The 20,598-nt window shown below is 39.7% G+C and carries 20 protein-coding genes and 2 riboswitches; of the genes, 4 read left to right on the top strand and 16 right to left on the bottom strand.

Features of this window, described 5'->3' with window-relative positions; genetic code table 11:
- Nucleotides 1-2 precede the first annotated feature (2 nt).
- The 3 genes from CRI88_RS11580 to CRI88_RS11570 all read right to left on the bottom strand — a co-directional run bounded on the left by CRI88_RS11580 (nucleotide 3) and on the right by CRI88_RS11570 (nucleotide 3,783).
- Nucleotides 3-1,991 (bottom strand): S9 family peptidase, encoded by a 1,989-nt coding sequence (locus tag CRI88_RS11580; RefSeq protein ID WP_089932181.1) that lies wholly within the window; start codon nucleotides 1,989-1,991, stop codon nucleotides 3-5.
- Between the two features lie 71 nt (nucleotides 1,992-2,062).
- The gene (locus tag CRI88_RS11575; RefSeq protein WP_089932183.1) at nucleotides 2,063-2,740 is read right to left on the bottom strand and encodes a precorrin-3B methylase; all 678 of its coding nucleotides are present in this window, start codon (nucleotides 2,738-2,740) and stop codon (nucleotides 2,063-2,065) included.
- A 50-nt stretch (nucleotides 2,741-2,790) separates the two neighbouring features.
- Nucleotides 2,791-3,783, bottom strand: coding sequence for an ABC transporter substrate-binding protein (locus tag CRI88_RS11570; protein WP_089932185.1), 993 nt, complete (start codon nucleotides 3,781-3,783; stop codon nucleotides 2,791-2,793).
- Between the two features lie 163 nt (nucleotides 3,784-3,946).
- A riboswitch (cobalamin riboswitch) is annotated at nucleotides 3,947-4,133 on the bottom strand.
- 182 nt (nucleotides 4,134-4,315) lie between these two features.
- On the opposite strand from CRI88_RS11570, the gene CRI88_RS11565 reads away from it, so the two are divergent.
- Nucleotides 4,316-6,253 carry an elongation factor G gene (locus CRI88_RS11565; protein WP_101966630.1) on the top strand — a complete coding sequence of 646 codons (1,938 nt, stop codon included), beginning with the start codon at nucleotides 4,316-4,318 and terminating at the stop codon, nucleotides 6,251-6,253.
- Between the two features lie 251 nt (nucleotides 6,254-6,504).
- Here the strand turns inward: CRI88_RS11565 and CRI88_RS11560 are convergent, their stop codons facing one another.
- From CRI88_RS11560 to CRI88_RS11500, 13 genes are all read right to left on the bottom strand, one after another.
- Nucleotides 6,505-7,227 carry a hypothetical protein gene (locus tag CRI88_RS11560; protein ID WP_036122392.1) on the bottom strand — a complete coding sequence of 241 codons (723 nt, stop codon included), beginning with the start codon at nucleotides 7,225-7,227 and terminating at the stop codon, nucleotides 6,505-6,507.
- A gap of 228 nt (nucleotides 7,228-7,455) precedes the next feature.
- Nucleotides 7,456-7,639: riboswitch (cobalamin riboswitch) on the bottom strand.
- Nucleotides 7,640-7,960: 321 nt separating this feature from the next.
- A complete protein-coding gene (locus CRI88_RS11555) occupies nucleotides 7,961-8,314 on the bottom strand; it encodes a GNAT family N-acetyltransferase (protein WP_230593807.1) in 354 nt (117 codons plus the stop codon).
- Between the two features lie 326 nt (nucleotides 8,315-8,640).
- The gene (locus CRI88_RS11550; RefSeq protein ID WP_051891649.1) at nucleotides 8,641-9,114 is read right to left on the bottom strand and encodes an 8-oxo-dGTP diphosphatase; all 474 of its coding nucleotides are present in this window, start codon (nucleotides 9,112-9,114) and stop codon (nucleotides 8,641-8,643) included.
- A gap of 218 nt (nucleotides 9,115-9,332) precedes the next feature.
- The gene (locus CRI88_RS11545; protein ID WP_036122398.1) at nucleotides 9,333-9,713 is read right to left on the bottom strand and encodes a PH domain-containing protein; all 381 of its coding nucleotides are present in this window, start codon (nucleotides 9,711-9,713) and stop codon (nucleotides 9,333-9,335) included.
- 108 nt (nucleotides 9,714-9,821) lie between these two features.
- Nucleotides 9,822-10,100 (bottom strand): hypothetical protein, encoded by a 279-nt coding sequence (locus tag CRI88_RS22490; protein ID WP_180957797.1) that lies wholly within the window; start codon nucleotides 10,098-10,100, stop codon nucleotides 9,822-9,824.
- A 215-nt stretch (nucleotides 10,101-10,315) separates the two neighbouring features.
- Nucleotides 10,316-11,560 (bottom strand): methyl-accepting chemotaxis protein, encoded by a 1,245-nt coding sequence (locus CRI88_RS11535; RefSeq protein WP_101966629.1) that lies wholly within the window; start codon nucleotides 11,558-11,560, stop codon nucleotides 10,316-10,318.
- A gap of 174 nt (nucleotides 11,561-11,734) precedes the next feature.
- Complete coding sequence (gene aspA / locus CRI88_RS11530) at nucleotides 11,735-13,156, bottom strand: aspartate ammonia-lyase (RefSeq protein ID WP_369802710.1); 1,422 nt, start codon at nucleotides 13,154-13,156, stop codon at nucleotides 11,735-11,737.
- Between the two features lie 151 nt (nucleotides 13,157-13,307).
- Nucleotides 13,308-13,937, bottom strand: coding sequence for an NAD(P)-dependent oxidoreductase (locus tag CRI88_RS11525; RefSeq protein ID WP_101966628.1), 630 nt, complete (start codon nucleotides 13,935-13,937; stop codon nucleotides 13,308-13,310).
- Between the two features lie 70 nt (nucleotides 13,938-14,007).
- Entirely contained in the window at nucleotides 14,008-14,421 is a 414-nt protein-coding gene (locus CRI88_RS11520) for an Rrf2 family transcriptional regulator (RefSeq protein WP_101966627.1), read from the bottom strand.
- A 107-nt stretch (nucleotides 14,422-14,528) separates the two neighbouring features.
- A complete protein-coding gene (locus tag CRI88_RS11515; protein WP_036122432.1) occupies nucleotides 14,529-14,735 on the bottom strand; it encodes a hypothetical protein in 207 nt (68 codons plus the stop codon).
- A gap of 45 nt (nucleotides 14,736-14,780) precedes the next feature.
- Nucleotides 14,781-15,059 (bottom strand): hypothetical protein, encoded by a 279-nt coding sequence (locus CRI88_RS11510; RefSeq protein ID WP_244504823.1) that lies wholly within the window; start codon nucleotides 15,057-15,059, stop codon nucleotides 14,781-14,783.
- An 87-nt stretch (nucleotides 15,060-15,146) separates the two neighbouring features.
- The gene (locus CRI88_RS11505) at nucleotides 15,147-16,124 is read right to left on the bottom strand and encodes a thymidylate synthase (RefSeq protein WP_036122437.1); all 978 of its coding nucleotides are present in this window, start codon (nucleotides 16,122-16,124) and stop codon (nucleotides 15,147-15,149) included.
- Between the two features lie 89 nt (nucleotides 16,125-16,213).
- Nucleotides 16,214-17,131: a hypothetical protein gene (locus tag CRI88_RS11500; protein WP_101966626.1), complete on the bottom strand. Its 918-nt coding sequence runs from the start codon at nucleotides 17,129-17,131 to the stop codon at nucleotides 16,214-16,216.
- Nucleotides 17,132-17,320: 189 nt separating this feature from the next.
- Between CRI88_RS11500 and CRI88_RS11495 the strand changes: the two genes are divergently transcribed.
- The 3 genes from CRI88_RS11495 (at nucleotide 17,321) to CRI88_RS11485 (ending at nucleotide 20,549) form a co-directional block, all read left to right on the top strand.
- A complete protein-coding gene (locus tag CRI88_RS11495; RefSeq protein ID WP_101966625.1) occupies nucleotides 17,321-19,519 on the top strand; it encodes an ATP-binding protein in 2,199 nt (732 codons plus the stop codon).
- Nucleotides 19,494-20,120, top strand: a complete 627-nt coding sequence (locus tag CRI88_RS11490; RefSeq protein ID WP_101966624.1) for a response regulator transcription factor — start codon at nucleotides 19,494-19,496, stop codon at nucleotides 20,118-20,120. Before CRI88_RS11495 ends, CRI88_RS11490 begins: the two co-directional genes overlap by 26 nt.
- Before the next feature lie 228 nt (nucleotides 20,121-20,348).
- On the top strand, nucleotides 20,349-20,549 hold the full coding sequence (locus tag CRI88_RS11485) for a cold-shock protein (protein ID WP_036122451.1): 201 nt from the start codon (nucleotides 20,349-20,351) through the stop codon (nucleotides 20,547-20,549).
- The last annotated feature ends 49 nt before the right edge of the window (nucleotides 20,550-20,598 follow it).

Below are 20,598 nucleotides of genomic sequence, written 5' to 3'. Positions count from 1 at the left end.
ACTTATAGATAGTTCACAAACCAATCGCGAATATATTCAAGTCGATTGATTCTTAAAGTTGGTTTTCCGCTCCTTGACAGTTCATGATTGGACTCAGGGAAGCGCACGAATTTTGTTTCTTTTTTACGATGCTTTAAGGCGATAAATAATTGCTCCGCCTGCTCAATTGGACAGCGATAGTCTTTTTCAGCGTGTAAAATGAGCAATGGTGTTTCGATATTATTGACATATTTCAGCGGTGAATGATGCCAAAGCTTTTCGATATCGTCAAGTCCCGCAAGAATTTGCCAATCTGTAAAGTAATACCCAATATCACTGACACCGTAAAAGCTAATCCAGTTCGAAATAGAGCGCTGCGTCACAGCTGCTTTAAAGCGATTCGTCTGGCCAACAATCCAGTTGGTCATAAAGCCGCCATAGCTCCCACCTGTCACTCCAAGACGGTCTGCATCAATAAAATCATAGTGCTCCAGCACATAGTCCACAGCCGCCATTAGATCCTCATAATCATTGCCACCATAATCACCACGCACTGCATCAACAAACGTTTGACCATAGCCATGACTGCCACGTGGGTTCGTATATAGCACCGCAAATCCTTGTGCAGCTAGAATTTGGAACTCATTAAAATAAGTATTGGCATACATCGCATGTGGCCCGCCATGAATTTCAAGCACTAGAGGATATTTTTTCCCTTCCTCATAACCAACTGGCTTCATGATCCAACCATTTACCTTCCAGCCCTCTGCTCCCTCAAATTCAATGGCTTCTGGAACAGCTAATGCTCTCGTCTTTAAAAATTCTTCATTGATGGACGTCAGCTGTTCTTTTTCACCCGTTTTTAGGTTGACGAAAAATAAATCGCCAGGATTCGTCGTTGTACTAATGGCTACGACTGCTTGATCATGTTGTGCATCAAGTGAAAAACCATAGACATATTGATCATCGTGAATAGCTGGATAGATTTCACCATCTATATTTCCGAAATAAATCGCAGCATTACCGTGATCTGTTACTTGGAAGTAGAAGCTATGATTATCATTCAACCATTGAACACGTGGTGACACCACACCTTGAAGAAAATCGCCGATTGCAAAATCCCCAATAGGGGCGTCAAATTCACTTGTTACACATGTCAGCAGATTTTGTTGCAAATCATAGAGCCATAGCTTTGCTTGTGTAGCATTTTCAAATTCTCTTTCACTACCTATGAAAGAGATGAAGCGACTGTTTGGAGACCATGACGTTTGGTAATACATACCTGTTCCCTCTGTTAACGGACGCGCTTGCTTTGTTTCTACATCTAATAAATAGATATCGCTCTTAAATGAAAAATCTGTATCCTCTGCGACATCAGCTAAGTACGTCATATATTGACCATCAGGTGACCATGTACCAAGATGGACATGATTGTTTCCTTTCGTCACTTGCTCTAACTCGCCCGATTCTAAATGGACGATCGCAATTTGACTAAACTGCTCCATATCCAAAAAACCTGCAGCATCCGATTTATGTTTCATCTTGTCTATTTCTAGAGGCTTTAGTTCTTTTTCTTCTTTCTTTTCATCCGTTACCTTATCCAAAATCGTTTCATCTTTACCTAGCTTGATAGAAAAGGCCATTTTCTTGCCGCATGGTGACCACACAGGTGATGTCACACCATTTTTACAATATGTCACCTGCTTTGCCTCTCCGCCTGCTTTTGAAAGAACATAAATTTGCGACTTGCCTGTTCTAGTGGATAAAAACGCAACTTGACTACCATCAGGTGACCATATAGGAGAACTTATTCTATCCTCCCCAAATGTCCATTGCTGTGGTGTTTTGTTCTTCAGGTTTATGTAAAACAAATTCGAGACATAATCTTTTTTCTTCTCATCAATACGTGTCTCAACATAAACTACCTCAGTCCCGTCAGGTGAGAGCTGTGGATCGGCTACTGATTTCAAGTGGTAAAGATCTTCTGGTTGAATCCCTTGTTTCGATGTCATGTTCTTGCTCCTTTGTATTGTCATTTTCTGTACTCTACTACAATACTTCGACACCCTAAGTAATATTCCTGCTAGTTAATTGATTTTTTTACTAATTCCCAATATTCGGTTGATTTTGTTCTGCGATAAAATTTAAAAAAGGGTTCATTCGGACGAGCATGTTCCTTATAAAGGTTCATCATTTGTAGCAAAAAATCTTCAATGTGCTCGACACCTACCTTTTTCGCAAATAACATGCCCGCCTGCGCCTTTGCCCCCATCGGTACAGCGCCTAAATAAACATCAAAGCTCTCCTGCTGATAAACGAGTCCAATATCATCATAGACTGCATTGTAGCAGGCTGACGCACAGCCATTGATGTTAACACGTACTCTTGCAGGTACCTCGATCCCCTCTAAAGCATGATAAAGCTGTTCGGTTATCGGAGCAGCCTCCATCTTTTCACCATCACAAAAATCACAGGCCTTCATCGCGATGATGGGTCCTGATGGTGCAACATAAAGACCCACTTCTCGTAAGGCTTGCATAGCCTCTGTCACGGCACTCGTTGGAATGGACACTAAAATACTATAGGAGGCCGAATACTTAATCGCCCCCTTTTCGCCAGCAACCTCTGCTATTTTTTGAAATTGTGCAGGCGTATAATGCTTATTAATAATACCTGGGCTGACAGCTAAGCGTGTAAATTCGCCATGACGATTAAGTGTTTCAAATGTTTGATCTGGTACGTTTTTCTGAAATGCATTCATTGATATCGCTCCTTATGAAAAAGGAGCTAGCACAATGCTAGCTCGGAATTTTAAAAGTTATCAGGATAGAAGCCCTTCGCTAAAATTTCAATAGCCTCTGCCGCACGAACGCCTTCAGACGCAGCTGACAGTGGCAGGATGACAAAGCGATCATTTTTAACAGCTTCCATCTCCTTTAATGCTGGATCATTTTTTAAGAATTGAATCTTTTGTTCGGCCGTTGTTTCACCATAATCGATCACGACAACTACCTCGGGATTACGGTCTACCGCATCTTCCTTCGACACGGTTGTCCAGCCTGATTCCACATCACCAAAAATATTTTGACCACCAGCGATTGACACTAGTTCATTCATAAAGTTTTGACCAGCTGTAAAGACATCCTTTTCACCGCTATCAAATACGAGAACACGTAATTTCTCACTATCTTTTGGTAATTTAGCTTGAATTGCCTCCACATCTTGCGTCATTTGCTCAATTAAGGCTTCTCCACGATCCTCAATACGGAAAATTTTTGCGATATTACGAATATCAGTGAAAATATCCTCTAGTGTTGGCTTTGTCATATTGGAAGCCGTATGTAAATACGTATGAATGCCTAACTCCTCAAGCTCTTCCGGTGTTCCAACACCCTTTTCACCAAAGCCACTCTTCCAGCCTGCATATAAGAAATCAGCCTCGGCATCAATTACTTGCTCCTTCGTTGGGTATTGATCAGAAAGCACAGGCACTTTATCGTATGCTTCTTGTAGGGGCTCGTAGATTTTATCATCTAAGTAAGCTGTGCCTACCATGGAATCCTCTAAGCCTAGCGCTAGCATAATCTCTGTCACATGCTGATTTAAACTAATCGCTTTTGTAGGTGCTTCCTTATATGTTTGAGTTGTTTCATTATTGTCAATGGTTACTTCCGTTGCTGCCTCAGATGGCTCAACCTTCTCATCTTGCGCTGCTGATTCAGATTTGTCCTTTGCATTACAAGCCCCTAAAACAGCGACCAAGGCAATGACCATCACCAGCCATAAACTTTTCCATTTCTTCATGTCCTTTTCTCCTTTGTTGTTCATCTATAGAAAGAAATCAAAGACTTCTTTGCTACCAGGATTCGTGGGAAGGGCATAAAAAAACCCTCTTGTCGCCAAGAGAGTAGCATAGTGAAAAAACGGTACATTACCTTTATCACTATCCCCATCCTCGTGGTTCTTAGTCAAAAAACACATACTGGCAGGTATCCTGGCTTAGGTTCATCATCTATACGCCTTCCCATAGTTAAACTACAGTGGCATGCTGTACAGACTCCCCATTTACAGTTGCGGGACAGCATCGGAATTGCACCGATTTCCCTTTTAAGCAAATGACAAATGCCATTTGCACCAATACGTTCTATAATGGTTAATACTATTGATAGACTAGCAGAAGAAAATTTGTAGCTCAATCAGTAGTATGTTGCTAAATATATAATCATCATTATATTAGCACTATTTCGACAAAAATACGAACTATTTTACAAGAAATATATAGGCTAGTATTCTGTTACAATGAAAAGATAGCTATAGATAGAAACGAGGATATGTTATGTACAAAACAATTGGTGTACTTGCGCATGTGGATGCAGGTAAAACAACCTTCTCTGAGCAAGTACTTTTTCATACACAAAGCATTCAAGCTCGTGGTCGAGTGGATCATCAGGATACCTTTCTCGATCATCATGAGCTAGAGCGCAAGCGTGGTATTACCATTTTTGCCGAGCAAGGTCGCATGAACATAGTCGACGATACATACACGTTGATTGATACACCAGGGCATGTCGACTTCTCCCCTGAGATGGAGCGCGCCATTCGTGTGATGGATTATGCCATTATTATCATTAGTGCGGTCGAGGGCGTACAGGGTCATACGGAAACCGTGTGGCAGCTTTTACGCAAATACCATGTCCCAACATTCTTCTTTATCAATAAAATTGATCGCGAAGGAGCCAATGTGGAGGCCGTTATGACACAGCTCCGCAAGGATTGTTCCCAGCAGGTGCTGTTCGTCGATGAACCGCTTCGTACTGATTATGTTTCAAGCAGCATCATGGAATGGTTGGCTGAGCGTAATGAAGAGCTGCTCGATGCCTTTTTGAATGAGTCATTGGAGCATGAGCAATGTCTTACTCAGCTACAGACCATGATTCAAAAGGAATGTGCCTTCCTCTGCTTTACAGGGTCTGCCCTAAAGGATGAGGGCATCAAGGAATTGCTTGCCCAGCTCCCTCTATTAACAGACACCCATTTTGAAGTGAATGCACCGTTTGAGGGGGAGGTTTTTAAAATTCGTCATGACGGCCACCAGCGTTTAACATTTATGAAGGCTATCAAGGGCGTTTTACATGTTCGGGATGAATTTTCGTTTGAAGAAGTGACAGAAAAAGTGACTGAAATTCGCCTCTATAATGGCAGTCGCTTTGATACCGTCCAAAAGGTTGAAGCGGGAGAGATTTTTGCTGTTAAAGGACTTAGTCAGGCCAATATTGGAGACCGCATCGGCACTACTATGCTGTCACAGCCCTATGAGCTTGTCCCAACGCTACAGGCAAAGGTTCAATATGAGGGCCATCAGCATATCAAGGAAGTGTTACAAATTTTCCGTTTACTAGAAGCAGAGGAGCCTTCCTTACGTGTGGTTTGGCAGGAAAAGTTCCAGGAAATCCATGTGCACATTATGGGCGTTATTCAGTTGGAGGTACTGACAGAGGTGTTAATGAAGCGTTTTTCATTAACGGTCTCCTTTGGCGAGCCCCAAATTTTATATATGGAAACCATTGTGACGACGGTGACAGGCTATGGTCATTTTGAGCCCCTCAAGCATTATGCAGAAGTTCATTTACTAATGGAGCCCAATCCGCGAGGAGTAGGTAATACATTTAGCAATGCCTGCCATGCGGATCATTTATCGGTAGGCAACCAACGCCTTGTTGAAAAGCACCTGTTTGAGCGTGATCACCATGGCTTACTCACAGGCTTCCCTCTGACAGATGTTCATTTTACACTGCTAACAGGTCGCGGACATAATGAACATACATCGGGCGGCGATTTCCGAGAAGCTAGTTTCCGTGCGCTACGTCAAGGACTTGAGCAAGCACAGAACATCCTGCTTGAACCTTATTATCGCTTTAAAATGAAGGCTTCGAACGACTTTATCGGCCGCATGATGAGCGACATACAGCAAGCTGCTGGTACATTCGATGACCCCATCTTATCCGAAACAGATGTTGTGCTAACGGGACGAGCGCCCGTCGCCACCCTAATGAGCTATAGCACAACCTTTGCGGCCTATACCAATGGTAAGGGCGCACTCACACTCCAATTTGATGGCTATGATGTATGCCATAATGCAGAGGAAATTATTTCGCACATGGGCTACGATAAAAATGCCGACCCAGAATACAGCTCCTCCAGCATCTTTTGTGCGAAGGGCAAAGGATATTCTGTTCCTTGGCACGAAGCACAAGCAGCCATGCATTGTCTGTAAGTAGGTGATCCTGCCCGCGCGAAGCCGTTTGCTTGCGCGGGTGTTTACTTGCTTTGAGCGAGAATATTTACCCTGTTTGCGCGAGTATTCCTTGCTGGAGCGAGAGTATTTCATCTCCTTCCGCGAGTATTCCCCGCTCGAACGAGAGTATTTCATCTCCTTCCGCGAGTATTCGCTGCTCGAACGAGAGTATTTACCCCCTCCCTTCAAATAAATAAAAACAAGCCCTCCGTTTGATGGAGGGCTTGAGTTTATAATGCACCTACTGCTTTCTTTGTAGGACTGTGCACAAGGTATGCAGGCTCGACAATCACGTAGTCATGCGTGTTTGTGAAATCAACTAGCACTTTACCAGGATAACTTTTTAAAATTTGCAGTTGATCAATTAATTGCAGCAATAGCTCGTGACCGTTGCCGCGTGGATGCCAGTTGAAATGGTAATCATTTAATGCCTGAACCGCTTCAATAAATTGGGCATATTCCTGCTGCACAAAGGCTATTAACTTATCATGTTGAGGCGCTAAATCGTGGATATATGTTTCATAAAAACGCATCACAATCGAGCATAATACATCATTGACACGCGCTGCACTTAAAACAGGCTTTGGCTCCAGTGACAGGCGGTCAAGGTTGGGCTTGGCACGTGTGGAATCAATGCGTGTAATTAAATGGTATGACTCCCCGTTAACCTCATAGACAATCGGGTTAGTCGGCATATACATCATAAAGCTATTGGTCTTCGTTTTCAGTTGATCGGTTACCGCTGCCTTCGCGAAAAGATGCCCGTCCACATCCCCATTTTGTATCCAAATAATTTCTTTATTATATAAAATTTGGTCAAAGAAGCGATCATTGCGGATCAGCTTCGTTGCTAATAATTGGTCAATCAATGATTCGACCGCCATTCTTGTTTTCGCTTTCTTGGCAACTTCTGTGCGTGGCTGCTTACAAATGTTCATATCTAAAGAAGTCATACATGCATCCCCTTTGCGTACATAATGTCAAAACAAAAAGGACTTCCTACCATTTTTGAGGAAATCCTTCGCTTATCTTCGTTCATCACCCAATGCCAAACAAACCCTAAGTATGTGTAAATGAGCCCGATTGCGAACCCCTTCATTTACTTTGGGCGTTTGACGTACCGTGACGAACAGAGCATTCTGTTTTGTCAACATGCCACCTCCTATTCCTCGTAGGTTACTGGTGTGTACTCGTAACAGGCAGGTATCCTGACTCATGGTCATTGCCACTTTTCTCCTTCCCATCATTTGACAGTGGTTGCTGAAAAGTCGCTCACATTTACAGTTGCGGGACAGTGTCGGATTCGCACCGACTTCCCTTTTAAGCAAATTGCACGCAATTTACACCTATTACTACACGCTATTCAGTTGGTAAGGAAATTTGCGAAAATTCTCTATTCCTTAGCTAATCATTGTAAAGTATTGTATGTCCAAAGTCAATTTATGCTAAAAAATACTAATTATTTCAAAATAATTCCATGTAAAATGGATGCATAGAATACTAGGTTTTCCTCATGTCACACTGAGCATCACTTTAATTGCTTTCTGTAAAATGATAATAAAGTTATTTCTAATCAAAAAATACAAAAATTATATTATAAGAAGGCTCTTTAAAGTTGTTTAAATCTTGTTCAACTAGCCCCGTTATTTCAACAACTTCTTGAAATCAATTCTTGTGTAGGTTTTATTATAGGTAAGAGATAGGTTCGTAACCGTGTTTGCTAATTAACTTTATCATGTTGGAATTTTCTATCGGGTCAACACTCACAAATATTTCAGAATGTCCTAAACTCTTTGCAATATTTTCTCTATACCTCATTAAGTCTGAACCTATACCATTACCACGATAATCCTCTTTTACATATAGGTCACTTAATTTAGGAAGCAAAGTACCTTTTAATTTAAGAACTCCAAAACCTAATATAAGTGCGTCTTGTTCAGCAATTACCAAATATAATTCCTTTTTTGCAAATTGCTTTAAATAATTCGTGAATAGATCTTTATTATTTCTACTATCATAAACCCGATAAGTCGTTTTCATTCGCTAATCTGATTATGTAGTTCATGGTTACTGCCACTTCCCTATTCTTTAATAAATCACTATTATAAAATTTCTTCTTCAACAATATGCACCGTTCGTTAAATAAACAAAAGGACGGTCAAGCACCTTTTATTTTAGAATTTTCTCTAGCTATTCTTAATCCCTCTCTACCATTTAGATATTGAAAGTTAAACTATTTAACAAAGTGGGTAAATTTAAGCCCCATTATTTATTCTTCACATATATATGTATTGAACTGACCTCGATGTTATTGAAAAGCGACTGCTCTATTGAACGATTGCCCCCTGTCAGTCCAATAACAAGTTTTAGGTGTGACGTATAGTAACTTTCCCTTCTTTATTTTCTTCGTGGTTCCATTCAACTTGAATCTCAAATGTTCCATCTTGAAAAAATAAAGGAAATCTTCTCCGTATCGATGGCTGCATAGGAAGTTTATATGCGTTCTCTATATCTACCCAAACCGCTTTCCCCTCTGGAGCATCTTTCAAGAGTTCACCCTCGAAATCCTTTGTTATGTAATTAAATATCATATATCTATCTTTTGCGACTGGATTAACATATTCATAAAGCCCTTTATAAATAAGGTTTCTAACTTCTAACCCCGTTTCTTCTTTTACTTCTCTGATAGCACTTTCTACAATACTTTCAGGAAATTCAACTTTACCACCCGGTGGAATAAAACCTTTGAAATGGTCGTGCTGTCTATCCAGAAGTAAAACCTTCTCTTCACTTTGAATCATACACACCGTCCATATTTTATAATTAATAGAATTACTCATAATTCACTCCATCTTTTTTAAATAAATATTACCATATATGTGTCCTTCTTAGTTAAACAACTTCATTATCTCTTAACACCTTCTCTACATTATGTGCCTGTTTCGTAATCGGAACTGGAATCCCTTACACCCTTCACAAGGTAATTTCCTCATCTATATCATCCTTTCTTTGCACAACAAAAAAGCCTCGCATAAATGCGGGCTTTTAGTACCATACATTACGTCCCCAAAACATACTGCGCTAAAACACTTTGCACTTTGTAAATATTCGTCGCCTTGTTGAAGTTTTTTTGAATCGGTAACGAACTGCCTGACACCCATATTTTGAGCTCTGCATCTAAATCAAATGTCCCGGCTGTTTCTACTGAAAAATGAACGATATTTTTATAGGGGATGGAATGATATTCGGTTTTCTTGCCAGTCACCCCTTGCTTATCGATAAGGATTAATCGTTTATTCGTAAAAATAAACGTGTCTCTTATAATTTTATAGGCATTTTTGATTGTTTCGTTTGGAATCAATAAATCACGGACCTCCTCCTGTAATTTTTCTAAATTCACCTCGCTCGCATTGCCGATTAATCCATCAAATAAGCCCATCTCCTGGCCCCTTTCATTGTCATTTATTTAATGTATTACAAAGAAGATAGCGCTACGACAGGAAATAATGGTTTTATTGAGTCTATAGAGGCGAAGCATTGCACGTAATCATAGGCTCTCTACTAGCATTTGTTTAGGCTGTGATGAAGATAGGAAGCTGATTAAGGTTAGCATCTCTTTTGGTAAGGTAAATAGCGATTTTTTTAAAGAGTATGGGAATGAAGAATCACTCAAATTATTCCAAGAAGCGATGGCAACAGCTGCCAAAATGAAGGTGTTGTCAATATGGTGTAAATAGAGGATACGGCTAGAAACAAATATGGCTATCACCTTTGGTAAGGTGAAAAAGGACAAATCAGTAGCTGAATGTAGGTTAAGGTTACGCATACAATCTACGTGATCTCTAAGGATTTCACTAAGAAATTAATTACGTTGGTCCGCCAATAAAAAACACTTCCCATTCTAATGACAGGAAGTGCATTTCAAATTACTTATCTATCGCCTGAAACCACCTTTGTGCATAGCTATCTGTGGAGGCAAAATCATCTTGTTCTTAGATAACTATTCAGGGCTAAAAAACCTTGAAAATATGTTTTTCTTGCTTAAACCTGAAATTGATTTGTTAGCTTTTGTAAATTATCAGCTTGTACGCTTAAATCCTGTGTCACATGATTGACAGCTTGCATTGAGGCTGTTTGCTCATCCATTGAATGTAAAACAGCCTCTGTATAATGCGATAGCTTACCCATACCATTAGCAATCGTTGTCACAGTGGAAGCTACTTCATTGGCACTGCTAGAAAGCTGTTCAGCTGTTGTTGAAATATCCTCAAGCTGGCTCGTCATTTGACTAACATGCTGTGAAATCGTGCCAAAGGATTTTGTTGCTTCATCAATGACATAGACACCCTGCTGAACATTTTTTAAATCCTCCTCCACTGAGGATGCTACCTGTTTCGTGTCAGTTTCAATGCCCACTACTAAGTCCACGATTTGTGTAGCAGAATGCTTGGATTGCTCTGCTAATTGACGCACTTCCTCTGCCACAACTGCGAAGCCTTTCCCATGTTCTCCAGCTCGAGCTGCTTCAATGGCGGCATTCAATGCCAATAAATTCGTTTGGTCCGTAATAGCTGTAATCATCTCAGTCATCGATTTAATATCTGTCATTTTATTGGATAATTGCTGCATGAGTCCGCTCGTTTTTTCGGTTGAAGAAGAAATAAATTTCATTTGTTCCTTCGCCACATGTAAAATATTCGCTCCATTTCCTGCAATCTCATTGGCATCTTTTGCATGATCAAACACATCCTGAGTGGCTTCCGTAATTCGTCCGATTCCATCGACAGTTTCTTGCATAGCATTAGCACTATCATTGGCAGATTGTGCCGCTTGCTTCAAGCCCTCTGACGTTTTCTCCATTTGTTGATCGACTTCTTCCACAGCTACCGTAATTTCATTCGTACTTGCGGATAATTCTTCGATGCTTGCTGATAAATCTGTAGAGCTGTGCGCAATTTTTTGTGTCATTGTGCGTAATTGTTCCTGCATCTCTAAAAAGGATTGCGCTAGCTGAGAAATCTCACTCTTGTCACGAACCTCGATGACAACTGTATCTAATTGGCCTGCCGTAATACCCTGTGCAGCCTCTGTTAATTGTTTGATAGGCTGTATCACTTTGTAATGAACATATACGGTGTAAGCTAATGTAATGGCTATTCCTACGATGGTTAATACAGTCGAAAGCCATTCTAATGTCGTTACATTGGCTAAATCAATAAAGAGAATAATAATCATTAAGACATTTAAAACTGCAAAGCCAAGTAAACTCTTTTTTCGTAAACTCATTCCAAATTCCCCCAACTAAAATATGTCTTCCATACCATTATTATAGTTGAAAAATCCTAAAAATCATAAGGATACGCTCTCTTTTATAAGAACAAAGACACAAGCCTATTGATGACTGCATAAAAAAAGACTATAGACAGCTCGTAAAGCATGTCTACAGTCTTGATGTTGGAATTATTTTAAATTCATGATACTAGAGCCAGCAATACCTGGGTGTGTCATTTCATATGGATCTAATATTAAGTCTAATTGTTCGTTTGTTAAGACACCTTCTTCAATGCAAAGCTCACGAATAGAACGACCTGTTAGAATTGCTTCACGCGCAAGACGTGCTGCTACTTCATAGCCAATATGTGGGTTGACAGCCGTTAGTACCCCTACACTTTTCTCTACGTATTCTTTCATGCGTTCTTCATTTGCTTCGATGTCTTTTAAGCAATTTTCCGTAAACGCACGGAAAACATTATTCATAATGCTAATGGACTGAATTAAGTTAAACACTAAAACAGGCTCCATTACGTTTAATTCTAATTGTCCAGCTTCAGATGCTAGTGAAATCGTATGGTCATTACCAATCACTTGGAAGGCAACTTGGTTCAGTACCTCTGGCATAACTGGGTTGACTTTACCTGGCATAATCGAAGATCCTGGTTGACGAGCTGGTAAAAGGATTTCTCCTAAGCCTGCACGAGGACCTGAAGCCATTAAACGTAAGTCATTAGCGATTTTAGACATATTAATCATACAGATTTTTAAAGCGCCTGATACTTCTGTATAAGCATCTGTATTTTGTGTTGCATCCACTAAATGTGTCGCACCTTTTAATGGTAAACCAGAAATTTCAGCAAGATGCTCATCAACGGATTTAATGTAATCTGGGAAGGCATTTAAACCTGTTCCAACAGCCGTTGCACCCATGTTCACGTCATATAAATTTGGACGTGTTTGACGAATGCGTACGATATCACGGTTAATCACGCGGCAATATGCTTCAAACTCTTGTCCTAAGCGAATTGGCACGGCATCCTGTAAATGCGTACGACCCATTTTAATGACATGTGCAAATTGCTCTGCTTTTTGATGGAAAACCGATTGCATATAATCCATCGTTACTAATAATTCATCTATTAAATTTAAAACAGCGATATGAATAGCTGTTGGGAACGCATCATTTGTTGATTGGGACATATTAACATGACTGTTTGGGCTTACTGTGTGATAGTCACCTTTTTCTTTCCCTAAGATTTCTAGGGCACGGTTGGCGATGACTTCATTAGCATTCATATTGATGGATGTACCTGCTCCACCTTGGATTGGGTCTACAAGAAATTCTGCATCCCATTTGCCATCAATTACTTCTTGTGCTGCTTCGACAATTGCCTCACCAATTTCTTTTGATAATAGGTGTACTTCCATATTACTTAAAGCCGCTGCTTTCTTCACAATCCCCATCGCCTTAATAAGTGAAGAGTGAATTGTGTAGCCTGTAATTGGGAAGTTTTCCGTTGCACGTAATGTTTGAATTCCGTAATAAGCCTCTGCTGGTAATACGCGCTCACCTAAAAAATCTTTTTCTATACGTTGTGTTGACATCATTGTCGTCTCCTTTTATGTAATACTCACACTTGATAGTAGCTAATAAAAGTCGTATTGTAAACAGTCATTTTTCTGTAAACGAAAAAAACCCTTCAAAAAAGCAAAGAAATCGCTAAAAACCGAGCGCATTTCCTACGCTCGGTTGCCTTTATTATTTATTCGATGTCACTGTAAAACGGCTATTTACATGCTGTGGATTTTCTAATTCATCTACGACAGCAACCGCATAATCAGCATAGCTGACATAGCTTTCACCCGCGTCATTGATTAATAAATGGTCAACACCTGCTGTGTAGTGACCTGTACGTGGTCCTTCTGGATCAAAAAATGCTGATGGACTGATAAATGTCCACGTAATAGAGGATTGTTGTAAATCCTCTAGATTTTGTCCTTGATTTTGCGCTGTCGCTAAGTACATTGCTGGGAAATCTGGTGTTTCCATCACACGCACTTTTTTCTCTGGGTCCACAAATAAACTACCTGCACCACCTACAACAACTAATTTTGTAGCAATCCCTTTGAAAATCGAAATCAAATGACGGCCCACTTTTACATGTAACTGTTCTTGTCCTGCTGGCGCACCAAATGCATTCACAACGACATCAAAGCCCTTCACATCTTCTGCTGTTATATCCAAGACATCTTTTTCAAGCACTGGAATAGCGGCTGTCACTTTAGCTGCTGAACGAACGATAGCTGTTACGTCATGACCTCGTTGTAACGCTTCCTCTACTATTTTTTGTCCCGCTTTCCCTGTTGCACCAATTACGGCAATTTTCATTATTTATTCCTCCTCAAATTTAGTTGTAACTATTTTAGTTACAGGTTGGATACAAAAAGACCATCTCCGTCTAAGCACGAAGTTGATCCAGCACATCCTGTAGCGTCTGTGCTTGTAATTGCTCCTCCATTGCCTGCCAAACAGATGTATAGACACCTTCCAATGTATGTTGGATTTTCCGCCCTACTGCACACGCTGGGTTTGGCTCATCATGAATCGCAAAAAGCTGCTCTGGCCCATTCATCGCCTGATAAATAGCTAAAAGTGTTAAATCCTTTGGCTCGACTAATAGCTCATAGCCAGCCATGCCCGAATGTGATGACAGTAAGCCAGCCTTTTTTAGAACGCCAATCATACGTCTTACAACAACGGGATTAGTATTCACGCTCCCAGCCATATAGTCGGACGTGAGTAAGCTTTTATCAGATGTTGTAGCAATGAGAGAAAGAATATGGATCGCCACCGAAAATCGACTGTTCACCATATGTATCACCACCTGTTGTAACCATTATAGTTACAGGTGCAAAAAAAAGCAAGCCCTTTTTGTCACCTGTATTTATTTTCTCCGTTTTGTTACATCAAATACGCCGTCTATATTTTCTTCACATATATCACTAATTCCTGACGTATTTGTCCATTGTCATCATAAAAATCTAAGTTATGAAATTCATATTTGAAATGACCGACTGGAAATGTCACACTTTCTCCCTGAGTTGCAGCCAATATACCTGCCACATCATGTGACACCGTATGTAATAACTCTTCTCCAGAAAATGAATCGACAAAAATTACATTCATAAAAAAACACCTCCATAGCCATTATAGCTTAGAAGGCGCTTACATTTATAGTGTTTCTTTATAGCCTTTCAAACGAATTTCTTCGATGATTTGCATCATTTCGTGAATTTGCTGCTGTGATAATTTCGTCGTGTTACAAGAACACACCTGTTGTGTAGCACCCTGTTTTTGCCGTTGATGACTCGGCTGCCGCTCACATTCATCTGCTTGAAGTACTATTGTATTTTTCACAACTTTCACCTCTACACGATAATGGACTGACTCGCTCCAAATAATGCTAGTAATCCCATAATTACTATAATCAACTACTATTCGTCCAGTCATCCAACTGCTTACCTATTTAGTAAAACAAATCGTTAGACCTAGTGCTTCGTTCGAAAAAAACAGCAACCAAGACGGCTGCTGCTAGGATTATACGGCAATCGGTGCTTTAATAGCTGGATGCGGATCATATCCTTCAATGGATAAATCCTCAAGCTCTATATCAAAGATCGATGTTTTAGTTGGATTGATGTGCAATGTCGGTAGGTCCTTTGGCTCCCGTGATAGCTGTTCTTTCACTTGCTCCACATGGTTCGCATAAATATGAGCATCCCCAATGCTGTGAATAAATTCGCCAACCTCTAGTCCACACTCATGTGCAATTAAATGCGTTAATAAAGCGTAAGAAGCAATATTGAACGGACAGCCTAATAATGTATCTAAGCTTCGTTGCATTAATTGACAGCTTAATTTACCATTCGCCACATAGAACTGGAACATCACATGACATGGCGGTAATGCCGCTTTACTGCCCTTTGCCCCCGCATTGATAACATCCTCAGGATTCCACGCATTGACAATCATACGTCGTGAGTCAGGATTATGCTTAATTTGATCAATAACATCCTGTAGCTGGTCAAGGCTCTGGCCATCAGATGTAGTCCAATGACGCCATTGCTTGCCATAGACATTACCGAGATCGCCGTATTGCTGCGCAAAGTCGTCATCCGTTAAGACACGCTCACAAAATGAAGCCAGCTCTTTTTGATACAAGGCATTAAACGACTCATCCACTAAACAGCGGCGGCCAAAATCGGTCATATCAGGTCCTGTATAGGCATCTGATTCCACCCATTTTTTAAATGCCCATTCATCCCATATATGATTATTATGTTGCAATAAATAACGGATATTCGTATCCCCTTTAATGAACCACAATAATTCACTCGCTACCAGCTTAAAAGGGACACGCTTTGTCGTTAAAAGTGGGAAACCTTTGCTTAAATCAAAGCGCATTTGATAACCAAAGACACTGTATGTACCTGTCCCTGTCCGATCTTCTTTTTTCGTGCCATTTTCTAATATATGTTGTAGTAAATTTAAGTACGCCATTTCTGGATGCATCATTTTTGTTCAACAACTCCTCACTTTTGCTGTTGACCATTATACCATTACATGGCGGATTTTCGTATGTCAAATGTTGAATAAAGCTGTCATCAGCCCGAATGATAGGAATTGTTATTGAGCTCCCGTGAAATTTCACTCTCGGTTGTGACGAAAAAAGTGGGCAGTAAGATAATATTCAATAAAATCGGTCCAACGATGACTAATAAATCAATGCCAGGGCTAAAGTAAAGCCCGAATGCTGTAATCAAGCCCGATAACACGAGGAATACGATTTGGGCAACTATAATCAAAATCGGTAACAATTGATACAGATAATTAAGTTTACGGAACTGGTGCATATTGTCTGGATTTTCGATGATTTTTCTTTTTAAACGCCTAGACAAAATCATGCAAGCAAGCAGTTGGACTGCCATAAAGCAAAAATAAATGATGCTGTATAATAGCAATTGACTTTTTTGTATCGTGCCATCAAAATGACCAACCCTCTGGTTTAATAAATCATTAACTGCTCCCTCATAAACATATTCACGCTCACTTAAAACAGTAAAAGGCTCCATAAAGCCAAACGCTGTCCAGTCCTTTGTATTGACAGTCCAACTCGATAATTTACTCGCTAAAATACGCAATTGAATGGGATCTTGCTCCCCAAACATTCCTACTAAATTACGATATGGGATTGCTACTTTTAGCTGGCCATCTCGCTTTTCTTGAAATAAATCCTGAATATAAAAGGTATAGGCAACATCCGACTTATTGGCTTCGTAACGGGCCTCTTCAATGTTCCAATGACTAGCTAAGGAAGCTTGAATACCGTTTTTCATGTCTGTATAGGGCATATCCTTATGTAAATGCTTCGGAATCTTATAGACAAAATGATGATCACTACCAATGAGACCGATTTCTACCTCGACTTTATCTTGATTCACCATTTTGGCCTTCGTGGTCAATGGAATGGTAATCATAGCGATGAGGAAAAAAAGAATAAATGTACAAATGCCTTTTTTCACGCAATAGACCCCCTGTTCGTCACAATAATTAAATTCACCGTATCATAGCCATGTCCGAAAACACTATTTCGTTATTCCGAAAAGGCAATAGTGGTTTTCCGAAACACGTTATTTCGGTATTCCAAATTTATCAATAATTAGCGATAATATATAGGAGATTATTATCATACACAAATTTGAGGTTTCCCAATGAAAAAATGGACATATTTTATTTTTCTTACATATTTAATACTTGGCATTTATGTATTAGGCGTTACTATCAAAACACCCTTTATTAGCCTCACTCTCGATACGACAAACGGTCAACCAGTCATTATAGATAGCTACTATCCTCACTGGGCTGCGCAAAAAAATATTGAAAAAGGCGATATCGTTGTGGCCATTGATGGACAACCAGCCATGGAGAATCGCTTTGTTCAGTTATATGCCATCATTCGAAGTGCCAATACCTTAACGATTCAAAAGTCTGATGGGACCATTGAAAGCATTGCTGTGAAGCACAGTGATATGCCAGAAGAATTATATTTGCAAATTCTCTTTCCGATCTTTTATTTTCTTTTAGCTTTCAGCGTTGCACTTTATGTCTGGCGACGCAATCAAGATAACATCCCGACATTTTTATTGGTCTTATTTTTATTAACCTGCTCCATGGGCTATATAAGCACTGGCGCTTCGGCAAGAGGCAATCTGATTGGAATGATTACCATTGGCATTAGTATTGTGCTATGTTTAGTGCTCTTCATCCATTTTTTACAGCATTTTTTCCGTTACTTACAAATCAGATGGACCTATCCTCACAGCAAATGGCTTTATGTTCTACCGTTTATCATTCCTGGCTGTTCTCTTATTGAAAGCTACGTGCCAGCTTTACGTGAAATAATGCCTATCTTGAACTTAAGCTTATTTGCGGTTCTTGTGCTTTATGCTATTTATATTTTATTAACGAGTTATTTACGCACGAAATTGGCGAAAATTCGCTTGATTGCCATTGCTTTTATTGTACCATTTTTACCCTTTTTATTATTTTTCGTCACACCTGAAATTTTAGGGCATAGGCCATTACTACATGCCGAAATTGCTGCGTTATTTCTATTATTTATACCGTTCTCGTTTCTGTTCATTCAGGTAAACGAACGATTATTTGATATTGAATACCAATTATCACGTTTGCGCTATTATTCCACACTGGCCTTTTTCAGCGCTTTGTTATCGACTGCGGGGATTGCCCTCTTATTCTTAGGTCAATTATCCATCGTCCATGTCACAAGTATATTTTTACTAATTTTCATGGTGATCATTGCTAGCTTCTATATTAAAGAACGCATCGATTTTAAGTATAGAAAAATTATCTTTTCTTCTACTGGAAATTATGTACATAATCTATATGCAGCAGTGCAACGTATGGGCAAAGCCAAAAACCAACAAGAGTTATTGGATCGTTTTAAATATGAAATTACCGAGAAGCTAGGCACAACTGCCTTCCATATCTGTACGATAACAGAAGAAACCCCTTCTCCAAAGTTTGGTAGCAACTATACCCAATTGTTGTTGCACGATGCTGGGGATGAAAAAATTTTACTAGAAATACGACATGCCCTTCAAAAGGAAGAGCTTCTTTGGTTAGAATTGCTGGCACTGTATGTATCGATGTTTATTAATAATTTACAGCAAATTGAAGATTTAGTACGCGAAATTCAGCATATGAAAAACACCAGTGATACGCCGCTTCCTTGGCTCGATAAATTGCTATGGAATATTATTGAAAAGGAAAAGAGTATTTTAGCACAAGAATTACACGATACCATTTTGCAGGAGCAACTGCATTTAGCTAGAGAACTCGATGTTCTTGCTAGCTCTCCTACTATTCAAAAGGAGACCGTACTAGCTATTCGGGAACAGCTATTAAATGCAACAAAGGACTTACGGGAATATTGCGAGAACTTAAGTCCCCCACTCCTGGATACCTTTGGCTTACAAATGGCATTAAAAAAACTTATTCAAAAGGTAAAAATACGTGCTGACTTTTTATTAGACGCTCAAATTGACCGGGTGCACTTCCAGGATGTCACGCTCCACCTTGTGGTTTATCGCCTCGTTCAGGAGCTTTTCAATAATGCAATCAAGCATGCCGAGGCAACCGAGGTTTCACTAAAATTACAGGCGATGCCTCATGGCTTTATCCTTCAATATGATGATAATGGAATTGGCTGTGACATTGACGATTTAATTCAGTCCTCTGCTTCAATGGGCATTAATGGCATTCGTGAACGTGTCCGTGCTTTTAATGGTGACATCACCATCCAATCGAGCCACAAGGAAGGCATGCATATTTTTATACAAATACAAGAGGACGGTGATTCATATGATGAACATACTTATTATAGATGACCATCCTGTCGTTTTAGATGGTACGAAAACATTGCTACAGGATTTAGTCAATGTTCAAATCAAAACGGAGCAGGATAGTGCCGCCGTTTTACCAAGAATGGAGACGGAAAGTTTTCAATTATTTCTTATCGATATTAATATGAAGCCTATTAATGGCATTCAACTATCAGAAATGATTAGGAAAAAGCAACCTGAGGCACTTATTATTCTTTATACAGGCTACGAGCTTTCTGATTACTATGAGCTGTTAATTGAAAAAAAGATTGATGGTCTATTATCAAAATTGGCGACAAAGGAGCAGGTCATCCAAACGATTCAGGCAGCGCTAAGAGGCGAAATATTACTGGCAGCTGATTTCTTAGACTTTGTCCAGCAACGAGCCAACCTACCTAATGTTCAACAGGAGGTATTACTGAGCGACAAAGAACAGGAAATTTTACAGCTCGTTGCCCAAGGCTGTACGAATAAAGCCATCGCCTCTGCTATCGGCGTCACCCAGCGCACTGTAGAAAATTATTTATCAAAGCTATTTGTGAAACTAAGTGTAGAATCACGCGCAGAGGCTGTGATTGTTGCCAAAGAAAAAGCATGGATAGATTAGTGAGACGCTATCGTTATATTACTAATAGATGACAAATGTAAATTTTTTCTTACTAAAAACGGAATTTACTGGATATACAAACAATTCTGTACTATAATATAGTTAATAATTACATTACTTCATTGCGATGATTAAAAACGCAGATTCAACTGGTATAAAAGCTTTTGAAAACGTTTTTATATGTGATGGAAGCAATTGATTGTTGAATTTTTTTGGGAGGGTGTTTACATGACACAAGGTACAGTAAAATGGTTTAACGCAGAAAAAGGTTTTGGCTTCATCGCAGTTGAAGGTGGCAATGATGTATTCGTACATTTCTCAGCGATTCAAACAGATGGCTTCAAAACTTTAGAAGAGGGCCAAAAAGTTGAATTCGGAGTAGAAGAAGGCAGCCGCGGACCTCAAGCAACGAATGTAGTGAAACTATAATCTTCACTTAACATAGACGTGCGTATAAAAAGAGACATCCATTTTCGGA

Origin of the sequence: Lysinibacillus fusiformis, from assembly GCF_002845985.1 — a bacterium.
Lineage (GTDB): Bacteria > Bacillota > Bacilli > Bacillales_A > Planococcaceae > Lysinibacillus > Lysinibacillus fusiformis_D.
The sequence above is the reverse complement of the archived record's forward strand: the minus strand, read 5'-3'. Positions and strand labels throughout refer to the sequence as shown.